The organism is Butyrivibrio sp. Su6, from assembly GCF_900108105.1.
Classification (GTDB): Bacteria; Bacillota; Clostridia; order Lachnospirales; family Lachnospiraceae; genus Butyrivibrio.
The window spans coordinates 1-25,564 of the sequence record NZ_FNUR01000001.1 but is presented as its reverse complement, the minus strand read 5'-3'; the positions used below and the strand labels follow the sequence as shown (position 1 = coordinate 25,564).

Below are 25,564 nucleotides of genomic sequence, written 5' to 3'. Positions count from 1 at the left end.
TTTCTCCTTATGATTTATTTTTGTTCTTCACTGGAACCCAATTCACCAAGCTTTCTTATGGCAGCTCTTATCTTTTCATAATTATTGTTTAGCTTCTGTAACCTTTCCTTACTCCTTGCGATTTCTTTATCAGGGAGTGCTTCCAGTTCTTTTTTGTAGAGATTTTCTCTGTCCTGTTCAAACTTAACGAGCTTATCAAGCCCAAAGGTTCCTTTCTTCATATATGCCTTTGAAAGAGACACCTTCAGCTTTTGGAGCTGCTCTGCCTTTACCTTAAAGAAATCCCCGGTTCCAAATTTTTTATCATATTCTTCATAGGCATTTTCCTGCGTTATGTTACTGCCTTTAAGAAATGCTACTCTCTTACTGTATTCAGGGCCTGCATCCTTGAAATATTCATACTGATATTCCAGAATATCAAGTGGTGTTAAGTTATCGATTATTTCCTTTGGCTCGATCTTTAGCAGCTCTTTCTCGCCATGAGTCTTCCTGAAAACAGCTTTTGCCCATAATACAAAAACGTTGTCTTCCCCCTCAGCAGCGGCCTTATACTCCCTTTTTCTTCCGCTTACTAACAGGTCAAGCTCTTTTAGCTTTTTCTCATTTTCCTCATGGACAAGCCTTCTTTCATAATCCATTATCATTTTAGGAGTAGCTTGCGTATTGTCGGTATCACTAACAAATTTGTTCAAAGCTCCACCAGCTTTAAGCTCATCAATATATAACTCCTTAAGCCTATTTCGGCGCTCATCTTCGGGAAGATCTGAATATTCATTACTGTCACGGAACTTTGCCAGAGCCTCTATCCTGTCAAAATGATTTGCTATCTCCTTATCCCCAATTCCCTTTTTCTTGCGGGTAGCCCAGGACAGCTTTGAAAGGTCTCTTAACTTACTCCTGGTAAAATTGATCATTTCATCAAAAGAAATAAATGCTTTCAGATCTAATCTGTCCCACATTATATCTTTAGAAAAATGCGAGATATTCATACCCCTTTCTTTTCTGTAAAAGTCCATGATTTCATCTTCTGAAGCTCCGTTTGCCTTAAGGTCTTTTAACTTTTTCAAAAGAAGAACGTGATTGTCTGAAAAAATAAACTCTTTGGAATAATGACTATCTATTATTTCCTTCTTAAGAGCCTCCAATATCTGCTGATCATCAGCTATATATCTTCCCTCCACAGCAGCATCCAAAAAGTCCTTTATAGGGGCTATTTTCAGATCCCCCATATTCTCGCCCTTATAGTCAAAAACTCCCTTAAAGTAATCTGCTCTTAAGGCATTTATCTGGGCATCTTTTATCTCACCCTCTTCAAGCTTTTTAATATCACTATAAAGGCCTGATAAATATCCGCGTCTGCTGCGGTGCCTTTGTTCCTCTTTTACATCTCTGACACGTTCAAAATACGCTATCTGCTCATCCTCATATTTTATGAGGGTATCAATTTCAACATTGTTTTTTATTATTTCTTTTCTTTTATTATTATCAGGTGAAAAGACCTTCTGGCTGATTCCCGTATAATCAATACTTGCAAGAAGTTCATCTACTCTTTTGCCTAAAAACAGGTCATTCTCAATCCGATTGACCTTTCTTTCCTCATAATCGATAATTTCCTCTGAAGTAGCCATTCTGTAGGCCTCTGCGACCACATCCGAAAGCTTAAATCCGCCCGTTCCAAAAAACTGCTTTCTGGCGGTTTCAAGGCTCACCTTTTTGTACGGTTCCTCATAAGTCTCATACTCTTCTTTTTTTTCTAAGAGCATCTGGTAGATATCATAGGCTTTCTTTGTGGCGTCGTCCCTTTTCAGCTCCGAAAGTTCTATGTCTATTATCTTTGTAACATCAACAAGGCCGTTTATTATGGCTTCTTTAAAAAACAGACTACCGCCATTTTCCTTATAAAACCTGGCAAAATCCTTATTGGGCTTATCAAGCTTGTCATCTCCTATTCCAAGCTCTTCAAGCTTTTTCTCATATAGCTTTATTCTCTCGTTTCCCTCGAAGGTCTCCCTGTCTATCCTCTCTCTCTCTCGCTTTATAATGTCTTCATCAGATACATCCTCTACTTCTCTACCTTCCACCAGCGGCTTTGCAATTGTATAGGCGTGGGTTGTAAAATCAGGCCTTACCTCTTCAAAGTTCTTGATTCCATGATCATAGGCATAGTCAAAGAGCTTTTTTATTACTTCGATATCACCGCTCCGTGCCTCTTTAAGTCTCCCATCCTCAAAATCAAGAAGGGCATCTTTCGTTGCAAGCCTCTTTTTGGCCTCTATCTCAGCCTGAGTGTCAAATGCCTTTGTGATATCATCAGTGCTTATCGCACTTTTATAAAAAGAAAAGACTTCACTTGAAACTTCCTTTTCATCTTTCCCTTTAGCCCACTCTTCAAGTTTTTTTCTGTTTTCTTCATGCTCCTGTATCTTGCTTTCAAGAATCCCTTTTTTTCTCTTATACTCAGAGGAACTATTGACATCATCGATGATATCTGATTCTTCATTGATATCTTCAAGAATACCTATAACTATAGCGTTTAGGGAGTCAAAATCTTTGCCTTCAGTGTTAATGTCCTCCACCTCCAAAGGCTCACTTTCTCCCTTTAGCTCAGCCTCCATGAACTGACCTGCATCAAGGTTAAAACCGGAATCTATCTCAACGTCCTCTTCAACCTGGGCTTCTACTTCAACTTTATTTTCTTTGGCTTCATCAGCAGGGCTTTCATTCTCAGAAGATTTCTCATTTTCATTTTCCTGACCAGCAAAATCAGCCTCCTCATTTTCCAGGGAGGCTTGCTGCTCATTTTCTTCAACATTCTCTATATTATTATCAATTACCTGTTCATCTTTCTGATCTTCACCAAATCCAGGCATTTTTTATCCTCATAAGAAAAAGAAAATCATTCCTCGTCGCCACTTGTAATAAAGACATCCCTCACATCTTCAAGATCCATAGTCCCATCCTCAAGGCTAAGAACAATATTCGCATTAGTATCTGCCATTGAAATGGCATTTCCCATTGCTATCTGTATCTGCGCATACAGGTCTTCATCCTTCATCCTGATTGGAAGGGCCTGAGTGTATCTGTAAACTATGCTCTCATGATCTGCGTCAATGGCAAACGCTCCATAAGGAATATAAAAGTTAATATAAGCAAATGCCTCATACAATAAAGGAAGCTTATCCTTATCAATATCCTGAGTCAGCACAATGACACAGTTAAAATACTGAACCTCATCCTCATCTGTGATTACAGGAGAAAAAAAGAATTCTCCAAATGCCTCATCACTATTTGATCCAAGCTCATCAAAAAGAATAGCCAGTACTCCGTCCTCAATTCCGGATTCTTCTTTATCCTTAATTACTGACGGTATAAGCTCATCCTTAAGCTCTTCGTTTGCTTTTTGTAATAGCTTTTCTCTCTGCTTTTTAATCTTCTCAATATCCATTACACCCTCCACTTTTACTTTCCTATGAGCTTATAAGCCAAAGATTCAACAGTAGGTTTGTTTTTTTCATCCTCTTTTTTGGCTTCATGTATTTTAAGTCCGCAAGCCTTAATGATATTTATATAGGGCTTTTTCTCTTCACTATTTATATCTGTTCCGTCAAAAACCTTATCTATAATGAATCTGGCATAATCTTTTCCGATAGATGAAACTGCAGAATTAACTGAAGTGAACTTATTTTCAGATGCAACTCTCTCTCTGAGCCTTCTCATGAGTTTGTATTTATCCGGACGCTCGAACTTAAATTTCCCGACAATTTCCTTATACCTATTCTCTATGTCATAGTACTTATCAAAGATCCACTTAGCTATGCTGTTTTCTCTTGTAGCATCTAAAACGCTGGTAATAGTCGCATAGATAGCGGTTGCCGCTCCAAATACAATTCCATATCCCGGAAGAAAGGCTGATGCAAGAGCAAGGCCTGAGGTTACGGACCCAAAGGCCAGGTTCTTTCCTTTAAAGTTCACTACCTTCTTACTAAGAGCTGCAATCTTCTGGTCGTAGTTTTTCTCTTTCTTTTTCTCCTTGGTAAGGTTCTCATCATCCTGATCAGCATACTTATTCTTAATCGCATTTACAGCACTTGTAACTTTACCTTTTCTATGCCCCCAGATTCCACCCTGGAGAATCTTGTTGCCCACATCGACTATGCCCAGAACCTTGCTGAACTTATCCAGGAATTTGAACTTCTTAAAGCCGTCCTTGGCAATCTGTTTTCCAATACTTTTCACAGACATAAGAACTGAGCTTACTGTTCTGCCACCAGAGATCAAAATATCAATAAGGGCAGTAAGTAAATCAGGGTTATCAGAATATTTGCCGAATTTAATCTGCATCACTATCTTTTCTATGGCTCCAAGCACAGAAAAAGGCGTATAAACTGCTGAATTTGCTATATTTCTTCCAAGCTTTACCCCAAATTTTTCAAGGAAGGATAAATCAACTTTTCCTTTTCCGTCAAGAAGACCTGCTTTCTCAAAGATATCGATCATATTATTGAGATAGGCAGCTTTTTGTTTGGCCTCTTTAAACTCACGCCTTGCATTTTTTAAACGACCACTTTTGAAAAAGCTTTCCTTCTTAACAGGCTCATAATCCTCATCAACATCAGCCTGTACTACTTTTTTTTCAAGATACTGCTCGTCAAGTACGTTCCTGTTACTTTCACTTCCCAATAAGGAGACAGCCTTGTCGAGCTTATCCCAGTAAATATAGTCTCCCGTAAAGCGCTTAGACATAAGCCACTTGGACGCTATCATTCTGCCCTTAAACTTATCAAGATCAGGAATATAATGCTTTTGAGAATATATCATGTCATTGCCCTTTTCATCAGGCTTAACACGCTTTCTTGACTCCACCATGAAGTAGACAAAGAGTCTCTCCCTCTTTGACATGGATAACAGGCTGAATATAAACTCTGACCTGTTCTTTTTTACCTTACTTCTAAATCCACCTACCAGGCCTCCGTTCTGATAATTCCTAAGGAGCCATCTGTCAATTTCAGCAACTCCTCTCTCCTGTTCCTTGGTAAGGCCCTCATCAAGCTTTTTATTTCTTTCCTTTAATTCATCTTTATTATCAAAAAGAGATTCCTTTTCTTCTTTCTTTAAAGCCAGGCTGTTTTTAGTGCATGTGGCCATAAATTTAAGCTCACTAAAAAGTCTTTTTCTTTCTGCCAAAAGATTTTTTATCTCTGCCGGCATATTGCCTTCATGCACAGCTATATAATCATCAAAATAAGCTTTATGGGAATTAAAAAGACTCAGCTTTCTATTAAGCTTTTCCTCAGGAGAATCATACGGATCCTCTGCAAGCTCTTTAGAAAACCTTAAATAGTTTTCATTTAAGTTGATTAGTGCTTTTTGAGCAACTTTCGCTTTTTTTATAGCTTCTGGAGAATCATTATTTTCAATGACATTATTTACAACCTCATTATCTGCCAAAAGCATAGCACTTATCCTGTCATAGATAGACTGTGCCAGATCTTTTGTATTACTTTTTTTACCAGTCACACTTATATATCCTGAAGCAGCCTCATAAAGGCGCATAAGCCCCTTTACAAAGGCATCATAGTCATCAGGTGTTGCTGCAGCAGTATTTTTCATATATTTATGGGCAACAGCCCCCAGCTCATCTGCTGCTTCTTTAAACTCTGCAAGCACATTTGTGTCTATCTTGCTTTTGTCTGCTATAAGGACATTACAATCAGAGATGAGGTCAATAAACCCATCGTCCTCAAATTTTTGTATTATTTTTTCTATCTCTTTTGGCGCAGTGAGCACCTCTTTAGCAAGCATTGCATTTGCTGCTACCTGCACATTGCTATTATCCTCATCTGCAATTTCCTTTGAAACCTTTACTACATGCTTTAGCTCGTTTTCCTTATGCTCTGATCCCGACTCCGAATCAAGGCCAAACTTTTTTTTCATTTTGTCCATTGTTTTGCCTTCGGCATAAGAATACAGGCCCTTATTAAGCATTTCAACGTTCTGGGCTTTTTGTTCTACATTCTGATTTTCATGAGCAACTATGTTCTGATTATTTTCTTTGAACTTATTTAAACTGTTTTGATCGTCACCACCAAGCATTCAGCATGCCTCCTGCATTAGGGCAGTTTCAGAATAGCATTTACATTTCCTGAACTGCCTTCCATTAAGATATAGCCTCTGTCCCCAATATAAGAAGACAACAGTTCAAAGTTATACTCCTTAACTTTGGGAATAGTTATTGATATTTGCTTTATCTTACGTCTAACAGCAACTTTATAAATTTCTTCAAAAAAATCATCGTAAACCGCTTCCGGCCTCTGAACCGCAACCGAAGCATACACCCATTTAATGTGTATAAAAGAGGTTCCTACGTGCTCTGGATGATCTATGATATCGTAGATCATAACTCCGGCCGGAAGCATGCCACTCTCTGTTTCCCATATGCTTCCAAGCATATGGTATTTTCTCTCAATCGCCTTTTTCCATATACGGTCATCAACCAAGTGTATGAATTTCCTAACATCCTGCTTATAGATCTCAGTAACCATATGTGCGTTATCCTCTATTATAAGTATACACTTTTATGATAACTTTTTCATCTTTACTTCACAGATGGATCATAGGTCTTTGGAACGTAAATATGATGGTTGAACAAATCTCCATTTTTTCCATTTAACTTTTTATTAACCTCAAAAGAAACACCATTCCTATGTGCAAGCCATGAAGCCTTATCACTCAAATTAGATTTTTCAGCTGCCGTAGAGTTAACAAGTTCTCCTTTTTCGTTATAAGAGGCTCCCTTCATATCACATTTCTTTTCAACCTCTTGTGCTTTTTTTGAGTCAAATTTCTCCAGCCACGTAAGAGTAAATCCAGGTTTGTCCCCCGAATAGCCAAAAAATTTGTCCACATCCATTAGCATATCAGGTATCAATTCTGAAGTATCACCCTCGTTATCCTTTTTGTGCATTGGATTCATAACGATTAGTCTGCCATCTGTAGTAGTTCCCTTTACTACAACGTAATGCCCCGCCTGTCCATAATCAGCAGTCAAAAGAGCAATTGGCGTATCTGGCCTTTCTTCCATAAGCTCTTCTATCTTTCCAACAACTGTTTGAAAATAATTTTCTTTAATATCTCTCATATAAGGAGTAAAGTGCTTTCTTTTTTTACTATTAACCTTATATTTGTCGATACTAGAATCTAAAGCACTGTTGTTGAAAGGTAGATTATCCTTCTCTGTCTCCTTTTTCAGAGCTTCGGTATAGAAATCCGAAAATGGCTCAAATTCTATGCAGTTTACGCATACATTCTTAGACATATTAATAAACTTATCAGAGATACTATATATGTCACGCTCACTGTCATTTTGAGTATTTGATTCTTCCAAAAAGTTCTTATAAGCATATTGAATTCCTGAATTTGTATCCGCATCAAATGGGCCTTTGTTATCTAATGCATCCTTTGCAATATCATTAATTTTTAATTTTCCATACTTAAAATCCTCCTGATTTACATAAACACCCTTTTCATCCTTTCCAAACTTACTATTCTTACAGCGATATTTATCTAATCTTCCACTATCTATCAAATCTGGATTTTGTATAAAGAACTTATTTAGCAAATATGCAGAACATGTAGCATAGCAGCTATTTTTATAAAATTGAGGTTCGAAAGTATCGCCATTTTGTATATAACATTTTTTTTGATACTTATCCTTATAGACATCCTCTGTAAGTTTAATTTTCATCTTCTTATGATCATGTAACTCTTTATATAATTTGTCGTATTTCTGTTTCTGAATAGGTTCAGAATTTAATGCAGCACTTTCAGCTTTTTTCCATGCATCCATAAGATCATAATAATATTCGAACGCACCACGCTTAAGCTTACCTTCTTCATAGAATTGTGGAAATTCCTTCTCAAGTTCATACATTCTATCTCTAAGTTGCCTTGGACTTGAATAATCATCAATATGTTCAAAAAGCTTATCAAAATATAGCATTTGTGCATCACCAAGTTGATAAGAGTCCTCTGGTAAGGCTTCCAAAAGCTTTTTATAAAATATATTCCTGTAATCTGTTTCCGGAAGCATTTCTACATATTGCCAATATTCATGGTTGAGCGCCTTCTTGCCTAGTGTGTGTAGTGCAAACCTGAGTAATACTTTTCGGTCAATTTCTTCATCTTTATCGTCTATCTCGTTCTTCACAAACTCAAATTTACCGTATTCATTTGTGACGAATATCTTAAACATAGAAGAAGAAATATCTCCAAAATTGTAGTTGCCTTTTTTTATACCATATTTATACTTTTCATCAGTCAGGTTATCAATTTCTTTCTGTATTTCTTCTTCAGTCTTACCACCCATATTTTCTTCCATTTTATCCAGCTCATTATCAAGCCCAGACTCCAATATCTTTTTAATTTCTTTTCTTCTACTGGCTTTCTGCGCTTTTAATGAATCTAGATATTTTTTCTTTGCCAATTCATACTTTTCCAGCTCCTCCTTTTCTTTCTTAAGGCGCAGTTCTTCCTCTTCTTTTTCCTTACGAAGTCGTTCTTCCTCTTTCTTACGATCTTCCTCTTCTTTCTCCTTACGAAGTCGTTCTTCCTCTTCCTTCTTACGATCTTCCTCTTCTTTCTCCTTACGAAGTTGTTCTTCTTTCTTCTTACGTTCTTCCTCTTCTTTCTCCTTAGCTATCTGCTCTTGCAACTCTTGTTCTTTCAAAAGTTTCTCAGATTTGTTGTCATTTAAAGCTTTCTCAAAGTCTTCATCAGTGTCTTGCCAGTTTCTTTTTTCTTCGTTAATATTAAAACTTATTTTTTCTTTAGATTTTTCATTGATTTCTTGCTCATTATTCTTTACTTCATTAGCATACTGCGCATAAAACTCCTCTTCTCCTAGAGCATCATCATAATCCTCATAATCCTCATCATCAAAATCCTCATTGACATTACTGCTTTCTTTAAGCTGTTCTACTGAAGATTTATTGAGACTATCCTCTTTGAGCTGATCAGAATCTGACTCCTCTTGCTCTTCAAATGATACTTCTGATTTAGCAGAAATAAAGCTGCTTTCCATATCTTTATTTACATATTCCTCGATGACATCATACTGTGGCCCCAGTTCACTCAGTTTTTGTTTAATAACAGTATCAACAGCAAGTTCAACATCAGTATCAACATCATCAAGTTTCATTCTATGTCTTGCAGTATCAAAATCGTCTTTTGCTCTCTTATTAAGATTATTAAGTTCTTCCTCCACCTCTTCTTCGAGCTCATCTTTTTCATTATACTTTTCAGAATCAAATTCATCCTTGGATATGTATTTTCCATGTTTCTTAGCAGATTCTTCATTAATTCCATCTTTAAGCTCTTTCTCAACCTTGTTGTTTACTTCTTCTTTTATTGCTGCTATGAATTGGTTCTTATATTCGTGTATCTGGTCTTCAGACAAATTCAGTTCTTCTAATTTCTTATCAATTTCTTTTTCTATCGCTTCTTCTTTATCTTTTAATACCTCATCTACCTTCTGATCTATTTCTTCGAATTTTTCCAAATCCATTATTTGATCTATTCGTTCGTTTGTATATTTCTCACGATTCCGCATATGAGTATTCTTTTCTTGCTCTAAGATACTCAATTCTTCATCATCAAACCCCAGCTCTTTAAGGCCTTCATAATATTTTGCAATATTTCTTTCTCCATCAGAACTAAAACCTTCATTTTTTACACTAGGAGCATCAAATCCACTATTGAGAAGCATCTTTAGCCTTAGCTTAAAGCCATCTGAGCATAGTTCAAACATGCCATCTTTTTTTTCTATTTCATTCAAAAGATTATTCTTAAGGCTTAAATTTACATTTTGATTTTCAGTCCCAAGAATAGAAAAAGAATCTATTATTGTAGAAAGAAGCGTCTCTTCTCCTTTTATCATAGACATAGGCATTAATTGTTCATTGTTTTTAAACGATTTATTATAAGAAATCATTCTCTTTTTAATTTTAAAGAACATCGAAATAAGAGCTTTCTCATGTCCATCCAAGTATTTAGGATCAATGAATAAAAGCTTTGTATCAAATGCCCTAAACATATCTTTAAGATCATCAACAAGGAGAATATGTTTTAGACCATCTCGCATCTTATATCTGGAATTTAATATATTGAACAAATTCTCAGCTCTTTTACTTTTTTTCTCTAGTTCCTTTACTTCATTTTTACTTAGTTCCCCATGATTATTTAGTTCTTCATTTCTCACATTTTTCTTTACTTCAGCCCGAAGAATGGCGTCCTTATTCTTTTGTTCTTCTTTTTCAGCCAGCTTAGCAAATTGTCCCGTTAAATCTTTCAAATAGGGGGCCATGTATTCGTTGATCACTTCGTCTAATGTTCTATTCTTTAAAGCTTCTTCTTTCGCTAAAGCTTCTTTCTTTAAAGCTTCTTTCTCTAAAGCTTCTTCTTTCTCTACGGCTTTAACATGCTCCTCCCAAGCTTTATCCTCATCAACAAACAGCTCTCCTAAACTCTCATCATATCCTCCAGGATTCTCTAAACGGCCTTTCTTTCTGGCGACACTCTCTTTCAGTTCATCGCTATTATTTGCCAATGCTATATAGCTATTGATAATTCCTGCAAGTCTTATTCTAAATCCATCAGAATATGACTTGAATTTAGAATCAATATCTTGACTTAATATATTCATCTGTTTACGAAGATCATACATTCTGTCATATCCGGTGCTATCAATGATATACTTAAGTTCCTTTATTTCTTCATCACTAATAGAAGTATCCAGGACCACTGCATCTTCCTGATACTTATCCATTCCCTTAAAGAAATCCTCTATAAAATTTCTGGTGACTAATCCCATATCATTCAGATATTGGTCTCCCGGATCATTAAAAAGATCTCTTATAGAGTCAAGATTTCTTGTGAGAGCAATATTTGAAATAGAATCTGCATCCAATTTTCTTTGAAGATCTGCAGAAATAGTTCCTTTATTTTTTAATTCAGCCAACTTAAGCTCATTTTTCCTGATCCTAACATTGTAATCTTTGTACCTATAATCGGTATAATCTATTTCTCCCTTTCCCATGAACTTTAAATTATTCATTAACGTATCATAAATATGCTTATTATCATCTAATTCACCAGATGCTCCCATACCATATTTGCTATAATATAAGAGTTGTAATCTGAAACGCGTTGCGTTATTTATCTCGCTCCTTGGAGACATCAAGTTATCAAATTCAGAAATAAGATCACTGGTATCTTTTTCAGAATCTTCAGGATCATCACTTGCTACAGCGAATTTTTTAGCCATATCCATAATAACGGCCAGATCGTAATCGCCCTTATCATCTGCATATGTGCCGTCTTTACCATATACTTTTTCAAATGCTTTAGTTATCTTAGATATTTCATTGACATAATCGTTTTTATCTTTACGTTCTTTATCTGATAAAAGATCATCATCCAGATACAGAATTCTCTTATCAAAATCATGCCGTTTCATATAAGACTCAATTATTGCTTTTGGACTATTAAGTATACTATTTTCATACACGCCAAGCTTTTCCAGCTTGTCGCCCACACCAAGCAGTTTATCAACAGTTTCTTTTAATACATCAGGTACAGAAACTGCGTTCTTATACTTTTCAATAGCCTCTCTGTTTTTCTGCTCCTCGAATGCTTCTTTCTCGTCTCGCCATCTTACAATTGGACTAAACGACAATTTTTCATAATTTCTTAATATATCCTTTATCTGATCATTATCGAAATTTTGATATTTAGCTTCCATACCAGCATAGTTGTTAGCTTTACCAGAAAATTCTTTATCTTTTTTAACATATACAACTTTTTTACCGGAAATATTTTTGTCGCACATCAAAAGAAGTCTTAACTTTGTTCCGGCGCTAAGACCATCAAAATCTTTATCTCCATTTAAAAGCTTATTCTTTAATCCTTCTTTTGCACTTTCTCTTTCTTTGTAATTTTTTATTCTGGCAAGCTTCCTTGCGTGCTTTCGTAATAATGGTATTTCTACAGCGTCTTTTCCGTTTTCATCCATGAATTCAATATTTAGTAGTTTTGCACCTTCAACAATGTTATTTAGTAATAGCATAAAGTTCTCTCTTGCCACTTTTTCCTCATCTGTAAGGTACTTTTCATCGATACAAAGAATTCTCTTATCGATATTATTAATGAGACTGTTACCCTTTGCTATATCAGAAAGTTTACTTTCAAGAGAAATCTTTACATCACTGTTTCCAATATCAAGCAGGTAATCCACTTCTTTTTCAAGTTCTTTATCCAAGGTTCCTGCATATTCATCATCAATGTCTATTTTTTCATTATTTAGCCGATTACCAATATTTTGTTTTTTTAGTTCATCAAGAAATTCTTTCTCTCTTCTTTCTGTCGCTTCTTTTACTAGTTCCAATGTAACTTCCTGTTGGATTTTAGCATCCTCTTCTTCGTTGTATCCATCTTCAGCATATTCTCTTAGTTTTTTTACAAAGAAATCTATATTTTCGTTGTATATAGGCTTTTGCTGAGCAACTACCTCATTTTTATCAAATTGCTTCCAAAGATTTTTTATGGCCTTATCAGTATATTCCTTATGTTTCGCATAGAGAGTCTTGACACAAATAATAAGATCATCCTCGGTTGCATTAGATTTCGATTTTTGAAATAAATCAATAGCTTTATATAGGTCAGGATGCTCCCCAAAAACTTTATCCGTAACAATCTTTTTAATGCTAACGCCCATATCAAGCTTTTTGACTAATTCACCCAGTTTAAACTCAAAAACAACATTTTCTGCGGTCTTAAACTCTTGTTGACATATGGCATGGATTTTCTCAAAATTTTCCATTTGAGCAGGCCCAAGTTTATAATTAAGCGTCTCAATAAGAGTCTTTTTTATTGGCTTTTTAGTAGTGTAATCTATATCGTCGACTTCTGAGTATAATATCTTTTGAACAGAATCATACTTGTTCCTAAGTTCTATAAGCTTTTCGATTTTATCCCTAAAAGCTTTGGCAGTGGATGTTTCTTCCTTAAGAGTGCCCATAGCTCCAAAATTATCAGCAAAAAGCTTCTGAAACTCTACACTGATTTCAGTTACCTTATCAAATATGGATTTAATCACATCCTCTTCTTTTTTGGTTCTTTTAATAAGCTTTTTAAACTTATTTTTTTTCAAATCTCCTAAAAGAGGAGCATACTCATGTATCTTTTCGTATAATTCCTTATCGCTTAGCTTACTAACATCAACGCCATTAATATCAAGGTCAATAAGACATAAACTACCTGCAGTAGAATTCATCCATGTACTTATCTTTGCCTTTTCTTCTTCGGTTAATTCCTTTTTCTGGCTTGCCTTCTTTGCTGCGCATAATTTACTTATAAGAGTATTTTTTAATTCTGAAGTATTGTTAAATTTTGTTGGGACTGACAATCCTCCAATCTTTCTTAGAAGATTTGCAGTCTGTGAATTATCTACATATGTATCCGGATTGCTTCTATATTTTTCAATGATATCCTGTCCTTCCGGACTAAGTTCAGAGTCAGTGTATATATTGCTCATAGCATTCATGAAGCCATTAGCTCTTCCCAAAAGCTCCATCACCTGTCTCTTTTTCTGTTCTATACTTGTATTTAATGACTTCTTTAAGTTCTCATTTATCTGAATGCGCATAGAAAGAGCACTGGAGTCATCAGGAACCCCAGCCCCACTTGTTATCTTTTCCATGTACTCAATTTGATGCCTAAGACTATCAATAGAAGTCGCCACTTTTTTGGCATCTTCTATCATCGGATCAAGCATGGCTTTGTTAGCCTGGTACTTCTCTTCATTGTTAGCTTGCATATTTAAAACAGCCTGCCCGATTCCAAGTTCATCGTCACCACTATTTCCGTGAGCTTCAATTTTTTCTTCCAGCTCTTTATTAAAAATATCAAAGAAATCACTTGATTCACTATTTTTCTTTCTGGTATCGTACCCGGCAAGTGACTTTATTATAAGTTCCGCGCAATGTCCCTTTTCCTTATGGTTTTTGGCAAGATTGTGGTATGCCGTGCTAAGAGTTTTATAGGTACTTTTAATCTGAACTCCCTGTTTGTTCATTTCAAGAAGGAATGAACCATTCTCAGCAAAATCCATTCCATTTTTCACAAAGCACGTCCTCATATCTGCATCAAGAGCCATAAAGAGCTGCCTTGCTAATTTTATATGCTCAGAAAACTCTTCATTTATTGTATTCCCGCTTGTCGCTGAATACAGATGAATAGCCTCTAACCTGTCCCTAAGAAGCTTGCTTTCCATTATTTTCTGGGGCATTGCATCAGGGCTTAAAGCCTTATCGTTTATATAATCCATAGAGATAAGACTTTCTTCTGCGACTGTTTTTAGAAGCTCAGCCTGAGTTTTTTCATCATTGTTATTAAACTGTTCATAATACTTTCGTACCGCTTCTACAGAACCAGCAGTAAACTTTTTATACTCAAGATCAAGAACAAGTGGATTATTTGATGAGTCCTCACTTTCCTTGACAGCCTTGATATCCATCTTAGGACTTGGAGCAAGAGCATCAATTATCTTCTTGTTCTTTTGATAGAACTTATTTCCTTTAAGAACTGATGCGCACTGCTCTTTTAACTTCTGTGCATTGGCCCAGTTATTAAGGCCTACCATCATTGAGTAGGTTTTGTAATTTACATTTTTGCTGGCTATCTTAAAGCCATAACCATTTTTATTAAGATCATTGATCTGGCATATATCGTTCCATTTTGATACCCACTGCTTGGCATCTTTTTTTATACGGTTTTTAAAGGTCTTATCAAAAGCCCTGAGTTCAACTGATTCATTCACAGGAACAAAAGATGATTCTTCAATTTCAGGACCATCTATAATATCAAAGCCTGTCCTCCTGGACATGTATTTTTTCTTAAATTCATTTTGGGCGGCAGTCTGCTTGGAGATAAATTCTTTATCGGCTGCCTTTTGTGGCTTTAGCTTGTTCTTTTCATCCGGGTTAGCCAGATTAAGCTTCTTTTTTTCATCAGATTTTGTGTTGATAACCTGGGCCTTCTTTTGGGTAGTTTTTAACATTTCATCGTAATTCATGCTATCTCTCCTTATTCCAAAAGTACTTTTATCTCCATTACAGATATCATCCGATATTATCCAATATCGTAGTAATAATAAATTGTCTTGCCGAGGGTTATATAAGCGCCCCCTGATATATGATCAAGCACTTCCATAGATGATTTTGAAGCACCGCTCACAATGACATATGTTTGTTCATCAAGCTTTTTACGTGAAGCATCAATTGCATTTTTGAGCAGCGCATAAAGAATATAAGATTTTTGTGCCCCTATGGCTGAAAGGGTAAGGATTTCAAAGCCGGCCTCTGATATTTTTCCCAGGATCATTCCTTTTATGTCCCCGTTATCATCAAACGCCATAAAACTAAGTTCCTGGTCATAGGTATCTTTTTTGTAGGAAAGACCTGCCATACCATGAGATGATCCGCCATCGTGATCCCACATGATCCTGCTATCATTCCACTTTTTATCACTTATATTTTTCAGGGATTTTACGCTGAATTTCAGCGCTTTTTCCTTGATCTCATCTATCTGTATTTCACTTAGCATGGCTCCATATATAAAGCTGCTCAGTTCTTCATCAGGATAAAAGCCACAGGATTCCAATAGCTCTGATATACCATCACTGATGTTTCCTCTTGAATGCACACAGGTAATGCCACTTGCCTGCATTCTTTTTGCTGCTTCAATAAAGGTATAGACCAGTTCTTTTCCTGCGCCCTTTTCTCTGAAATTCTCATCAACGAAAATATACCTGATATCCAAAACGTGATCACCAACCGCTTCTGCTGCAAGGATGCCACAGGCATTTCCAGATTCTTCATCAATAACACCTATGAGAATGTCGCTTCTTTTTCTGGTCTCAGCATCAAGAGCATTTTCAAAGAATTTAATATTGGATTCGTTTATCAGTGTCCCTCTCATTGAATTCTCCTTTTTCTATTCCTGATCATATCGTCTATGTCACTTCTAAAAATAGCGACAGGTGAAAATTTACTTACCTTCTCGATTCCCAAGCCCTTATTCGCTGCAAGATCAGCAAAATATCTAATGGAGTACAGCTGTCTTAATTCTTCATTTGCCAGTTCGTTAGAAAAAGAAATCTGCTTTTTCTTATCATCCCATTTAACATTTTTATCTTTTTTTGCCAACTGTAATACCTTTTGCTTAACATAGTTAAGCCTCTCCTCCATGGCATCCAGCTCTTCTTTATTTAAAATGTCTCCAAGAACCTGCTCAAAATAAGGCCTGTCAAGAGCCATCAGCCTATTGATAAAGGAAGTCGGCAGTCCTAAAATACCTTCCTTTCTAACAGGAATTATCCTGTTATAGAATTTTCCTTTTAAATCCTTTTGCCTTAGATTTCCAAATGCCATATCATTATCAAAGCATCGTATCTGGTCTATTCTTCCATTTTTAACTATTCCGTTAAAATTCCCAAAGTGTCTGTCAGTCTGACCACAGATATAGTCAAATATCTGTAGTTCAAACAACTGAGAAATTGCCTTCATAGAGTAACCCGGTGAATCAATAAGTGTGCACTTTCCACCTGCATCCTCCATGAGATTTCCCTGTAAAACCTTTCCATTTAGTCTTATTGTGGCCGTTCTCGAGTCACATATCATTGACTGTATTCCCAAAAGTGTAGCAAGACGGCTGGTGGCCACATTTCTGTCAGAAAGATTCCTTTCAAATCCTATCTTGGCAGAATTATTAAGTTTATTTGCCATATTTCGCTTAGCATATGCACCTGAGTAATCAATTAGCGCCAGCTTAACTGCTTCATATTCTCCGGCATCAAATTTAATTGATTTCCCGGTTGCCTTTTTTATTTCCTTTTCCATTGCCTTTGCAAATTTATCAGCTTTTAGTCCTTTATCCCTATATTTAGAGATTGCATCGGAAATATCCACTCGCTGATTTCTCTTATCAAGAACTTCTGAGAGTATTTCTTTTAACTTCGTTCTCGTTTGTTCAGTAAGTTCATGTTTTGCAAATACATCCGAGAGCATTTTTATGTTGTCTTTTGCCGGAACAAAGTCTTTTTCCCTGAAATACACAATTTCTACTCCTTTAGGATTAGCCTTTGTTTTTGGAACCTTTTTGCTTATCATGTAGATAGTTGAAGCTGCAGCGCCCTTTATGCTGTAAGTAATATTTTCGTCATTATCAAGGTCATAGAACTCGCCCCTGTTAAAGCTGACTATGTCGCGAATTGTTGTTTTCTTTCCTGCAAGAGTCTTATCTGAAATGGCCAGTTTTCTGTACTCAAGCAGTTTTTCCCTAAAGCTCTCGCTTTCTTTCTGGGTATACCCTGAAAGGACCTTAAGTATCTGGCAGGCATCCTTATAGTCTGCGCCATGCTTTGCAAGAACATTATTGGTGCTGTCTATAAGGCGCTTATAGAGCATAGTGACCATTATGCACAGGCCATCCATTTCTTCCTGCGCCTTCTTTTCATATTCAGTGTCAAGCTTTCCCTTTTTATCAAGTTTAATAGGTGGCAGTTCGTTGGTATAAACTGCCTGGATAGCCTCTATGCTCCTTCTTACATCAGCAAGCTCTCTTGTTCCTTTAAGCGGAACAAGTTCATCTGATGTAAGAAGAGTATTTATCGCCTCATTATCAAAACTTATGTCTTTAAAGCGCTCCATTTGCGCTTCTTCCTGAATTTCATTCTCAATGGGCTGATTATCCTTTACCTCTTCTACATTGACCGGCACTTCTGCCTGTTGCGGCCCATTTTGGATAATAATTTCATTTGGCGCATTATCTAAATTTTCATGATCCAGCACTTTGGACTTTTTCAAGTCTTCTTTTAATTTTTTTCTGTTTACCGATGGTTCCCCCAGTGATTTCCTGTTATTTAATCTGCCACTAAACTTTCCGCTATGATTTTCGTTTAATACAGACTGGGCAGGAACTTCCACCTGTATGCCTCCTTCAGGCGCTTCTTCCAAGTCTTTTACGGATTTGCTGGCCCACTTCTTGTCAGCATTTTTTTTATTTATCTGACCATTATCACCCGTATTAAGAAGCATTGACTTAATATCAAGCTTATTTACTGCATCCTCCGCTTCTTTATACTTATGGACTGCCTTTCCTTTTTCTTTGTTTAGCTGCTGGTTATCACTATTTGGCATATCTTCGCCTCCTGATCCATGAAAAAGAATTACTTGTTAGCTGCGTTTTTCAGTTCTGCCTCTCTGTCACTTATCATCTTATCGATGTTTGTTAGTTTGATATGGGGACCGTAAAATTTACTAATATGCTCCAGCTCTAATTTTTGTTTTTTATTTTGGTTAATATATTTTTGGTATGCTTTGATTGCCTTTAAGCGCCTAAGCTTGTCATCTTTCATAGAGCCGGTAAAGACAATTTTCTTTTTCTTTTTATCCCATTTAATATCACTATTCTTACCTGCAGTTTTAAGAATATGAGATTTGACACAGTTAAGCCTATCCATGAGAGCCGCAATCTCTTTTTCATCCAAAATATCTCCAAGAACCTGTTCCAGATATGGTTTATCAAGTGCCATGATCTTATTTATAAACTCCGCCGACAGTCCACTGATTCCATTATCGCTTATAGGTATTGAGCGGTTATATATGAATCCGTCTATATCCTTGGCTTTAAGCTTTCCAAAAGACATGTCGTTATCAATACACTTTATCTGCGTGAATTGCCCATTCTCTAATATCCCATGGAAGTTTCCAAAATGTCTGTCCGTCTGTCCGCAGATAAAATCAAACACCTGCATCTGGAATATCTGTTCAATAGCCTTATCCGAGTAGGTTGCTGGCTTTTTGCCATTCAGCGTAGATATTCCTCCAGAATTCTCCATAAGATTTCCCGTTACAAGTTTTCCATTCATACGAATAGTGGCAGTTCTTGATTCACAGACAATGGAACTGATTCCCAAAAGTGTTGCAAGGCGGCTTGTTGCCACGTTTCGGTCAGAAAGATTTTTCCCACAATCAATATAAGGTGACCCCTTCATTGTTGCCATTTTTCTCTTGGTAACCGCATTTGTAAAATCTACAAATAATCTCCAGGCTTCTTCTTTTTCCTGATTAGGAATTGCAATATCAATACTCGTTGCCGCAATAAATGCTCCGGTGGCTACTACAACTGCATCGGAAAAATATTCCTTTGGAGTGTTTTTAATGCTTTTCAGTCTCATAAAGAACATTTTGCCAATTTCTGCATTGCCAAGTATGCTGTTAAACCCTTCTCTTAGCTTACTTTTTACTTCTTCACTGATCTCATATCTTGAAAGAACATCCTCTACCAGTTCCTGATTATTTTCAGGCGGTACATTGTCTTTTTTTCTGAAATACACCACTTCCTTGCCATCAGGATTATCCTTGGTCTTGGCTACATTTCTGGTAATCTTATATACAGTGGATGCCGCTGCTCCCTCAATACTTACTGTCAAAGTCTTGTCATTATCAAGATCATAGAAAACTCCTCTGTTGTACCTGATAGTATCAAGTATTGTAATAGGTTTTTTCACAAGTTCCGGATCCCTAGTTACTATTTCTCTGTATTCAATTGTCTTTTGCCTGAATGTTTCACTATCACTGCTTACCTGTTTAGAAAGCTCTGTAAGCATTTCGGTAAGTTCCGTATACCCACTGCCATATTTTTTTATGAAATTGTTAATGCTGTCCGTAACTCTGTTGTATAGCATGATCATTGACGTGCAGACTGCATCAATTTCATCCTTAACCAGCTTTTCATTTTTTTCATCGAGTTTTCCTTCCCCATCAAGCTTTACAGGAGGAAAAGAATTGGATGAAAATGCAGAAAGAGCTTCGATACTCTTTCTGAGTGCTGCCATTTCTCTGGTGCTCTTAAGAGGAATAAGCTCATCTGATGAAAGCATTGTGCTAAGAGGTTTTGATAAATACTCGCTCTCATTCATCTTTTTGTTGTGTGCTATGATCTGTTCCTCATCCACCATAGACTCATCTATTTGGACTTCAACATTCAAGCCTTCGCTATGCAATTTTAGAGAAATGTCTGCAAGGCTGTCAGTTGGCGAGTAATTGTCCTGAAGTTTTTCCCTATATACCTTTTCATTTTCCGGCGCAAAGTCTTCGACGATCTTTGCATAAACTTGTGTTGTGTTGTAATCCTTAAAGTGAAGCGACTTCATACCGGATGATTTTTTACCGGTAAGTGACAGCATATTTTTTCCTACAACATAGGAACTCATCAGAAGCCCTGCAAGTTCCTTTTGCTCCTCGGTAGTTGCCTTGCTGTAGTCCATAGAAAGTTCATCATCATAATGATTCTTGTACTCTTTATTTCCGATTATTTCTTTTCTGAGTGTATAGTAAGTAAGCACGGGCCTGAGTAACGACAACTTGGACTCGATTGCTTGTTTCTTCTCATTTCCTAAGTTTTCAAAGAATTTGTATTTAGATGTAAGCCTGTCAAAAGAAGCAACCAGCATCGAATATTTCTCAAGCTTTACAGTATTTTCTACAATATCTTTGTCTGAATCCAGTCTGATTCCATCAAGTTTTATTCCAAGGATCTGATTTGCAGCCTCTACAAGAGCAAGCTTTGCATGATATTCATCCACCTGAGGATTCCCATTATCATCTCTGCCTGCCATAAATAATTTCAGAAGGTCAATATTCTTACTTTTGTCGGTGCTTGTCATAAAGTTACAGATATCATTAAAGTCAGAAGCGCTTATGTTGCCCTTTATTTCTTTTGCCATTTCAAGGCGTGTCGCATACTGGCTGTCATAGACATCCGAAAGCTGCTTTTCCAATTCCTCTACATTGCGGAGTTTGTTATATAAGCGGGACTTTTTATTTTTCTGCTTCTGAGCCCTTTTTGCCGCAGTAAGCCTTTCTAAGAACTGTTTTCCATGACTGATCTGCAGAACAGTATTTTTCGGAATGGAAACACCAATCTGGCTGTTTTTAAGATCAATTAAGTCTTCCGCGTAAAGGTCAAGTCTTTGGTTTTCGTCCTGGTCTCTAAGCTGCTTTGACCTCTCTTTTTGTTCTTTCTCCTTTTGGGCCTTAAGCGCTTTTTCTTTACGGCGCTTTTCGTCTTCCTCTTCCATTTTCTTTAAAGAATCGCCAACCCACTGTTTATCAGCATTTTGATCATTTAAAGCGTCCTGCCCATTTATGTTCATAGGCTCAGCATCATTAAGAAGCATCGACTTTATATCAAGCTTACCTGCTACATCCTCTGCCTCTTTATATTTGCCTTTCTTTAAACTATTTTCTTTGTTTAAATGCTGCATATCTTTGTTGGGCATATAGCGATCTCCTTTTTTACGAAAAGTAATTATTTATTGCCTGCATTTTGAAGTTCTCTTCTACGCTTCTTTTCCATGCTATCAAGATCAGTAAATTCAATATTTTCTCTAAAGAAGCAGCATATATTTTCAAGCATTTGATAATTTTGATCTGCACGATTCACATATGCTTTGACAGCAAGTATTTGTCTTAGCTGATCATCCTTTGTTGCTCCTTTGAATGAAAACAATTTTTTCTCGCTATCCCACTCGGCTACTGCTTTATGATTTTCAGCATAATTAACAATATGGTTCTTAACGCAATTAAGCCTGTCCATCAGAGCGTCCATCTCTTCAGCATCAATAATATCGCCAAGAATCTGCTCCATATATGGTCTGTCCATCGCCATTATCTTATTGATAAATGATGCTGAAAGTCCTGAAATTGCAATTGAATCAACTGGCTTAATTCGATTAAAGTATTTTCCATCTATATCAGCAGCTTTAAGTCTTCCAAAAGCCAGGTCATTATCAAGGCACCTGATCTGAGTGAATTTACCGTTTTCTATTACTCCGTGGAAATTTCCAAAGTGTCTGTCTGTCTGGCCGCAGATAAAATCAAATACCTGCATTTGGAATATTTGGGCTATGGCTTCCGGTGAATATGCTACATTTTTCGTACTTGTGCTACTACCTCCTGTATTATCCATTAAGTTGCCCTTAACAAGCTTTCCATTCATACGGATGGTAGCTGTTCGTGAATCACAGATCATGGCCTGCATACCTAATAGTGTTGCAAGGCGGCTTGTAGCTACATTTCTGTCAGAGAGATTTTTCCCGCATTTTATTTTGGGTGATTCATCCATCTGACTTGCTATTTCACGCGATGTCATCAAATGCTGATATTTAAGTACTGCATTCCATACCGCTTCATACTCATTTTCAGAAATATTCAGTTTTTTGTCAGTCATGTCTTTAATATAATATTTCAGTTTTTCGATCTTTTCTTCTATTGTCATTTCTTTATTAGCTTTGTACTCATTTAGTTTGCCAAATAATGTCTTGATTTTATTTAAATTATTTGAAATATTATCTAACGCATCTTCAAGCGTTTCTTTAAGTTTTTCACTTAACTCAAAGCCAGCCAGCGCTGAATCAACAAGTTTTATATTATTTTCGCTTGGAACCTCATCCTTCTCCCTGAAATAAACTATTTCTTTGCCTTCAGGATTCTCTTTTGTCTTTGGAACCTTCCTTGTTATCTTATAAACAATAGAAGATACTGCTCCTCCAACCTCTACTGTCAGATTTTTATCATTGTCAAGGTCATAGAAAGCTCCTCGGTTGTACCTGATAGTATCTAAAACAGTTATTGGCTTTTTTGATAACTGTTGATCAATGCTCACAACTTCTCTGTATTCGATAGTCTTTTGCCTAAAAGACTCTCTTTCTTCAGCAACACTTTTAGATAACTCAGTAAGCATCTCACTAAGTTCTGTATAGGCACTGCCATATTTTTTTATGAATTTATCTATGCTGTCTGTAAGTTTCGAATAGAGCATGACCATAGTTGTACATACAGCATCAATTTCGCCTTGAACCTTCTTCTCATTTTCTCCATCTATATTGCCTTGGGCATCAAGCTTTATAGGAGGCATCGTATTGCTTGCAAATGCTGAAATTGCAGCTATATTTTTTTTCAGAGTAGCCATTTCTCTGGTGCCCTTAAGAGGAATAAGCTCATCTGAAGTAAGCATCGACCTAAGTGGCGCTTCGATATAGCTATACGCATTCATCTTCTGGCTATGTGCCCTGGCCTGAACATTATTCTCAATAGGAGCATCTATTTTTACTTCTTCATTTATTCCCGCCTGTTTCATCTGAAGTGCCAGTGCTCCAAGGCTTTCTGTTGAAGTATAATTATCCTTAAGCTCTTTTGAATAATTCTTTTGATTATTTAAAGCAAACTCATTTACGATCTGGTTATATGCCTCATTTGCTGATGTATTCTTAAACTGCAGATTCTTCATTTTTTCTGCTTGTTTTGTATTTTTGCTTGCAATAAACATGTTTTTTCCAACAACATAAGAACTCATAAGAAGCTTTGCAAGTTCCTTCTGCTCTTTTGTCTTGGCTCCGCTAATATCCATTGAAAGCTCATCGTTATAGTGGTTTTTATACTCTTTATTTCCGATTATCTGCTTACGTATGGAATAGTATGTAAGTAGCGGCCTAAGAGATGCGAGCTTACTTTCTATTGCTGATACTTTAGCAGGGTCAATGTTTTCGAAAAGCTTATACTTTGCAGATATTCTTTCAAATGCAGCAACCTGCACAGACATTGTTTCAAGCTTGTCTGCACTTGCTACTATGTCATTATCTGTATTTAAAGCTATGCCATCAAAGTTAAATCCAAGTATCTGGTTAGCCATCTCAACAAGGGCAAGCCTTGCGTGAAATTCATCAGTCTGAGGATTATCATTTTCATCTCTGCCGCCTAGAAAAAGCTTTAAGAGATCTATATTTTTAAACTTATCTTTGCCCATAAAACTGCACAGGTCACTAAAGTCAAAAGAATCAATGTTTCCTTTGACTTCTTTTGCCATTTCGTTGCATCTTGCAAACTGTGTTTCATATATATCGCTTAATTTATCTTCAAGCGCCTTGGCTGTAACAAGCTTGTGATACAGGCGGGAGTTTTTATTATTCTGGGCTTTTTGACGCTTAGATTTATCAATCCTGTCAGTAAACTTTTTCCCATAGCTAAAATCAAGAACTGTCTTAAGTGGAACTTTAACCTCAAGACGATCTTTTGAAATATCGATAGCATCTTCTACAAAGAGCTTTAATCTCTCTTTTTCATCCTGCTCCTGAAGATTTTTTGATCTTTCTCTCCGCGCCTTTTCTTCTTTTTTGCGCTTTTCATCTTCCTCTTCCATTTTCTTTAAGGAATCGCTAACCCATTTCTTTTCATGGACAATATCATCATCAGTGGATGGCCTTTTCTTCTTTTGAAGATCATAAGGATTTCCTATTTTTTCTTTCACATCAAGATTTCCGGAGACGTCTTCAGCATCCTGTGTAACCTTTATCTCAAAAGGCTTTTTCTCTTTTTGAAGTTCCATTCCATCTATAGGCATAATCTTTTACTCCTTTGCTTACCTTAAAAAAGCGCACAATAAGACAGTATTCAAAGTTATACATATACAGTTTATCAACGAATTATTAAATATTTAATAACGTATTATTAAACATGCCTAAAATAAAATTTCGTCTGCGCCAATCAATCAGTTCTATACTGTTTATACGAGTAGATAGAAATCATGGCACGCATTTTATTTGTTTTTGACGATGCAATTTATGATGGGATTTTAAAGAATCTTGGATCTCCAGATATATCCGCTGTCTTCAATGCTTGGCTCCGTACGCCACCATTGACTGGACCTGAGTAAAACGCCTTGGTCTGCGAGCCGACGGTGAGGATGATGGGAACAGTAGATTTTCTCGCACCGTCGGAATCAGCATTGTAGCGTTTTCCTCAGAACCCGTCAATGGCAAGCACCTTCGGTGTGGCTTGGTTAAGGTGCCTCAGGATCCAATTCCGAGAACAGTAGGGGTGGCTACTTTCAAGGATATGTGTGACTATATTCCTGCGGCTTCCAATGAAGAGAGCGAAGATTCCATTTTGGAAATATAGCCTGATTTTTGAACTTACAACACCAGTCGACAAGGATTTTGACTTGTGGTTTTGGGTATATACGGCCTTTTTGAAGTTCACGCACCATTTTATAGATGATTGATTGTCTCATATCACTGATTCAATGGATGTGTAAATCTATTTTTTCTCATATATGCCCAGTTTCACTTCCTGAAAATTCTGTCGATGGATGTGTTAACTTAAAAAATATGACTATATACCCAATTCACTTTGACAATCCAAATTTTCTATGTTCCATTCAGTCCATATGATTGTGAAGAATAATGGTTTGGGCATATAGCGTTTTGGAAAGCTCCCAGCCACCTCTGATTTTTACTATTTTGTCCTTATAGCAACTTTTTGCGAGGCCAGCCACCCCTCATGAAGGTCAACTGGGCATATAGGCCGATTTCAAGACTCGGGCCACCCGTTAAAATGGTGGCTGCGGACGGATAATCGCCGTATATGCCCAAATGCCTGCGATAAAAGCT

At 36.6% G+C, this 25,564-nt stretch carries 9 protein-coding genes; all 9 read right to left on the bottom strand.

Features of this window, described 5'->3' with window-relative positions:
• Positions 1–14: 14 nt before the first annotated feature.
• Complete coding sequence (locus C4S54_RS00045) at positions 15–2,870, bottom strand: hypothetical protein (protein WP_103867721.1); 2,856 nt, start codon at positions 2,868–2,870, stop codon at positions 15–17.
• A gap of 26 nt (positions 2,871–2,896) precedes the next feature.
• A complete protein-coding gene (locus tag C4S54_RS00040; RefSeq protein WP_103867720.1) occupies positions 2,897–3,445 on the bottom strand; it encodes a hypothetical protein in 549 nt (182 codons plus the stop codon).
• A 14-nt stretch (positions 3,446–3,459) separates the two neighbouring features.
• Positions 3,460–6,093, bottom strand: a complete 2,634-nt coding sequence (locus tag C4S54_RS00035; RefSeq protein WP_103867719.1) for a hypothetical protein — start codon at positions 6,091–6,093, stop codon at positions 3,460–3,462.
• A 17-nt stretch (positions 6,094–6,110) separates the two neighbouring features.
• Positions 6,111–6,542: a hypothetical protein gene (locus C4S54_RS00030; protein WP_103867718.1), complete on the bottom strand. Its 432-nt coding sequence runs from the start codon at positions 6,540–6,542 to the stop codon at positions 6,111–6,113.
• Positions 6,543–6,595: 53 nt separating this feature from the next.
• Positions 6,596–14,380 (bottom strand): hypothetical protein, encoded by a 7,785-nt coding sequence (locus C4S54_RS00025; protein ID WP_146059952.1) that lies wholly within the window; start codon positions 14,378–14,380, stop codon positions 6,596–6,598.
• Between the two features lie 803 nt (positions 14,381–15,183).
• Positions 15,184–16,032 carry a GNAT family N-acetyltransferase gene (locus C4S54_RS00020; protein ID WP_103867716.1) on the bottom strand — a complete coding sequence of 283 codons (849 nt, stop codon included), beginning with the start codon at positions 16,030–16,032 and terminating at the stop codon, positions 15,184–15,186.
• Entirely contained in the window at positions 16,029–18,251 is a 2,223-nt protein-coding gene (locus C4S54_RS00015) for a hypothetical protein (protein WP_103867715.1), read from the bottom strand. The genes C4S54_RS00020 and C4S54_RS00015 overlap by 4 nt, the downstream gene beginning before the upstream one ends.
• Positions 18,252–18,280: 29 nt before the next feature.
• On the bottom strand, positions 18,281–21,397 hold the full coding sequence (locus tag C4S54_RS00010; protein WP_103867714.1) for a hypothetical protein: 3,117 nt from the start codon (positions 21,395–21,397) through the stop codon (positions 18,281–18,283).
• 29 nt (positions 21,398–21,426) lie between these two features.
• Positions 21,427–24,516, bottom strand: a complete 3,090-nt coding sequence (locus C4S54_RS00005; RefSeq protein ID WP_103867713.1) for a hypothetical protein — start codon at positions 24,514–24,516, stop codon at positions 21,427–21,429.
• Positions 24,517–25,564: the final 1,048 nt, after the last annotated feature.

Coding starts and splice junctions, on each gene's coding strand:
- C4S54_RS00035 (WP_103867719.1), bottom strand. CDS start 6,093: ATGCTTGGTGGTGACGATCAAAACAGTTTAAATAAGTTCAAAGAAAAT.
- C4S54_RS00040 (WP_103867720.1), bottom strand. CDS start 3,445: ATGGATATTGAGAAGATTAAAAAGCAGAGAGAAAAGCTATTACAAAAA.
- C4S54_RS00025 (WP_146059952.1), bottom strand. CDS start 14,380: ATGGATTATATAAACGATAAGGCTTTAAGCCCTGATGCAATGCCCCAG.
- C4S54_RS00045 (WP_103867721.1), bottom strand. CDS start 2,870: ATGCCTGGATTTGGTGAAGATCAGAAAGATGAACAGGTAATTGATAAT.
- C4S54_RS00030 (WP_103867718.1), bottom strand. CDS start 6,542: ATGGTTACTGAGATCTATAAGCAGGATGTTAGGAAATTCATACACTTG.
- C4S54_RS00010 (WP_103867714.1), bottom strand. CDS start 21,397: ATGCCCAACAAAGATATGCAGCATTTAAACAAAGAAAATAGTTTAAAG.
- C4S54_RS00015 (WP_103867715.1), bottom strand. CDS start 18,251: ATGCCAAATAGTGATAACCAGCAGCTAAACAAAGAAAAAGGAAAGGCA.
- C4S54_RS00005 (WP_103867713.1), bottom strand. CDS start 24,516: ATGCCTATAGATGGAATGGAACTTCAAAAAGAGAAAAAGCCTTTTGAG.
- C4S54_RS00020 (WP_103867716.1), bottom strand. CDS start 16,032: ATGAGAGGGACACTGATAAACGAATCCAATATTAAATTCTTTGAAAAT.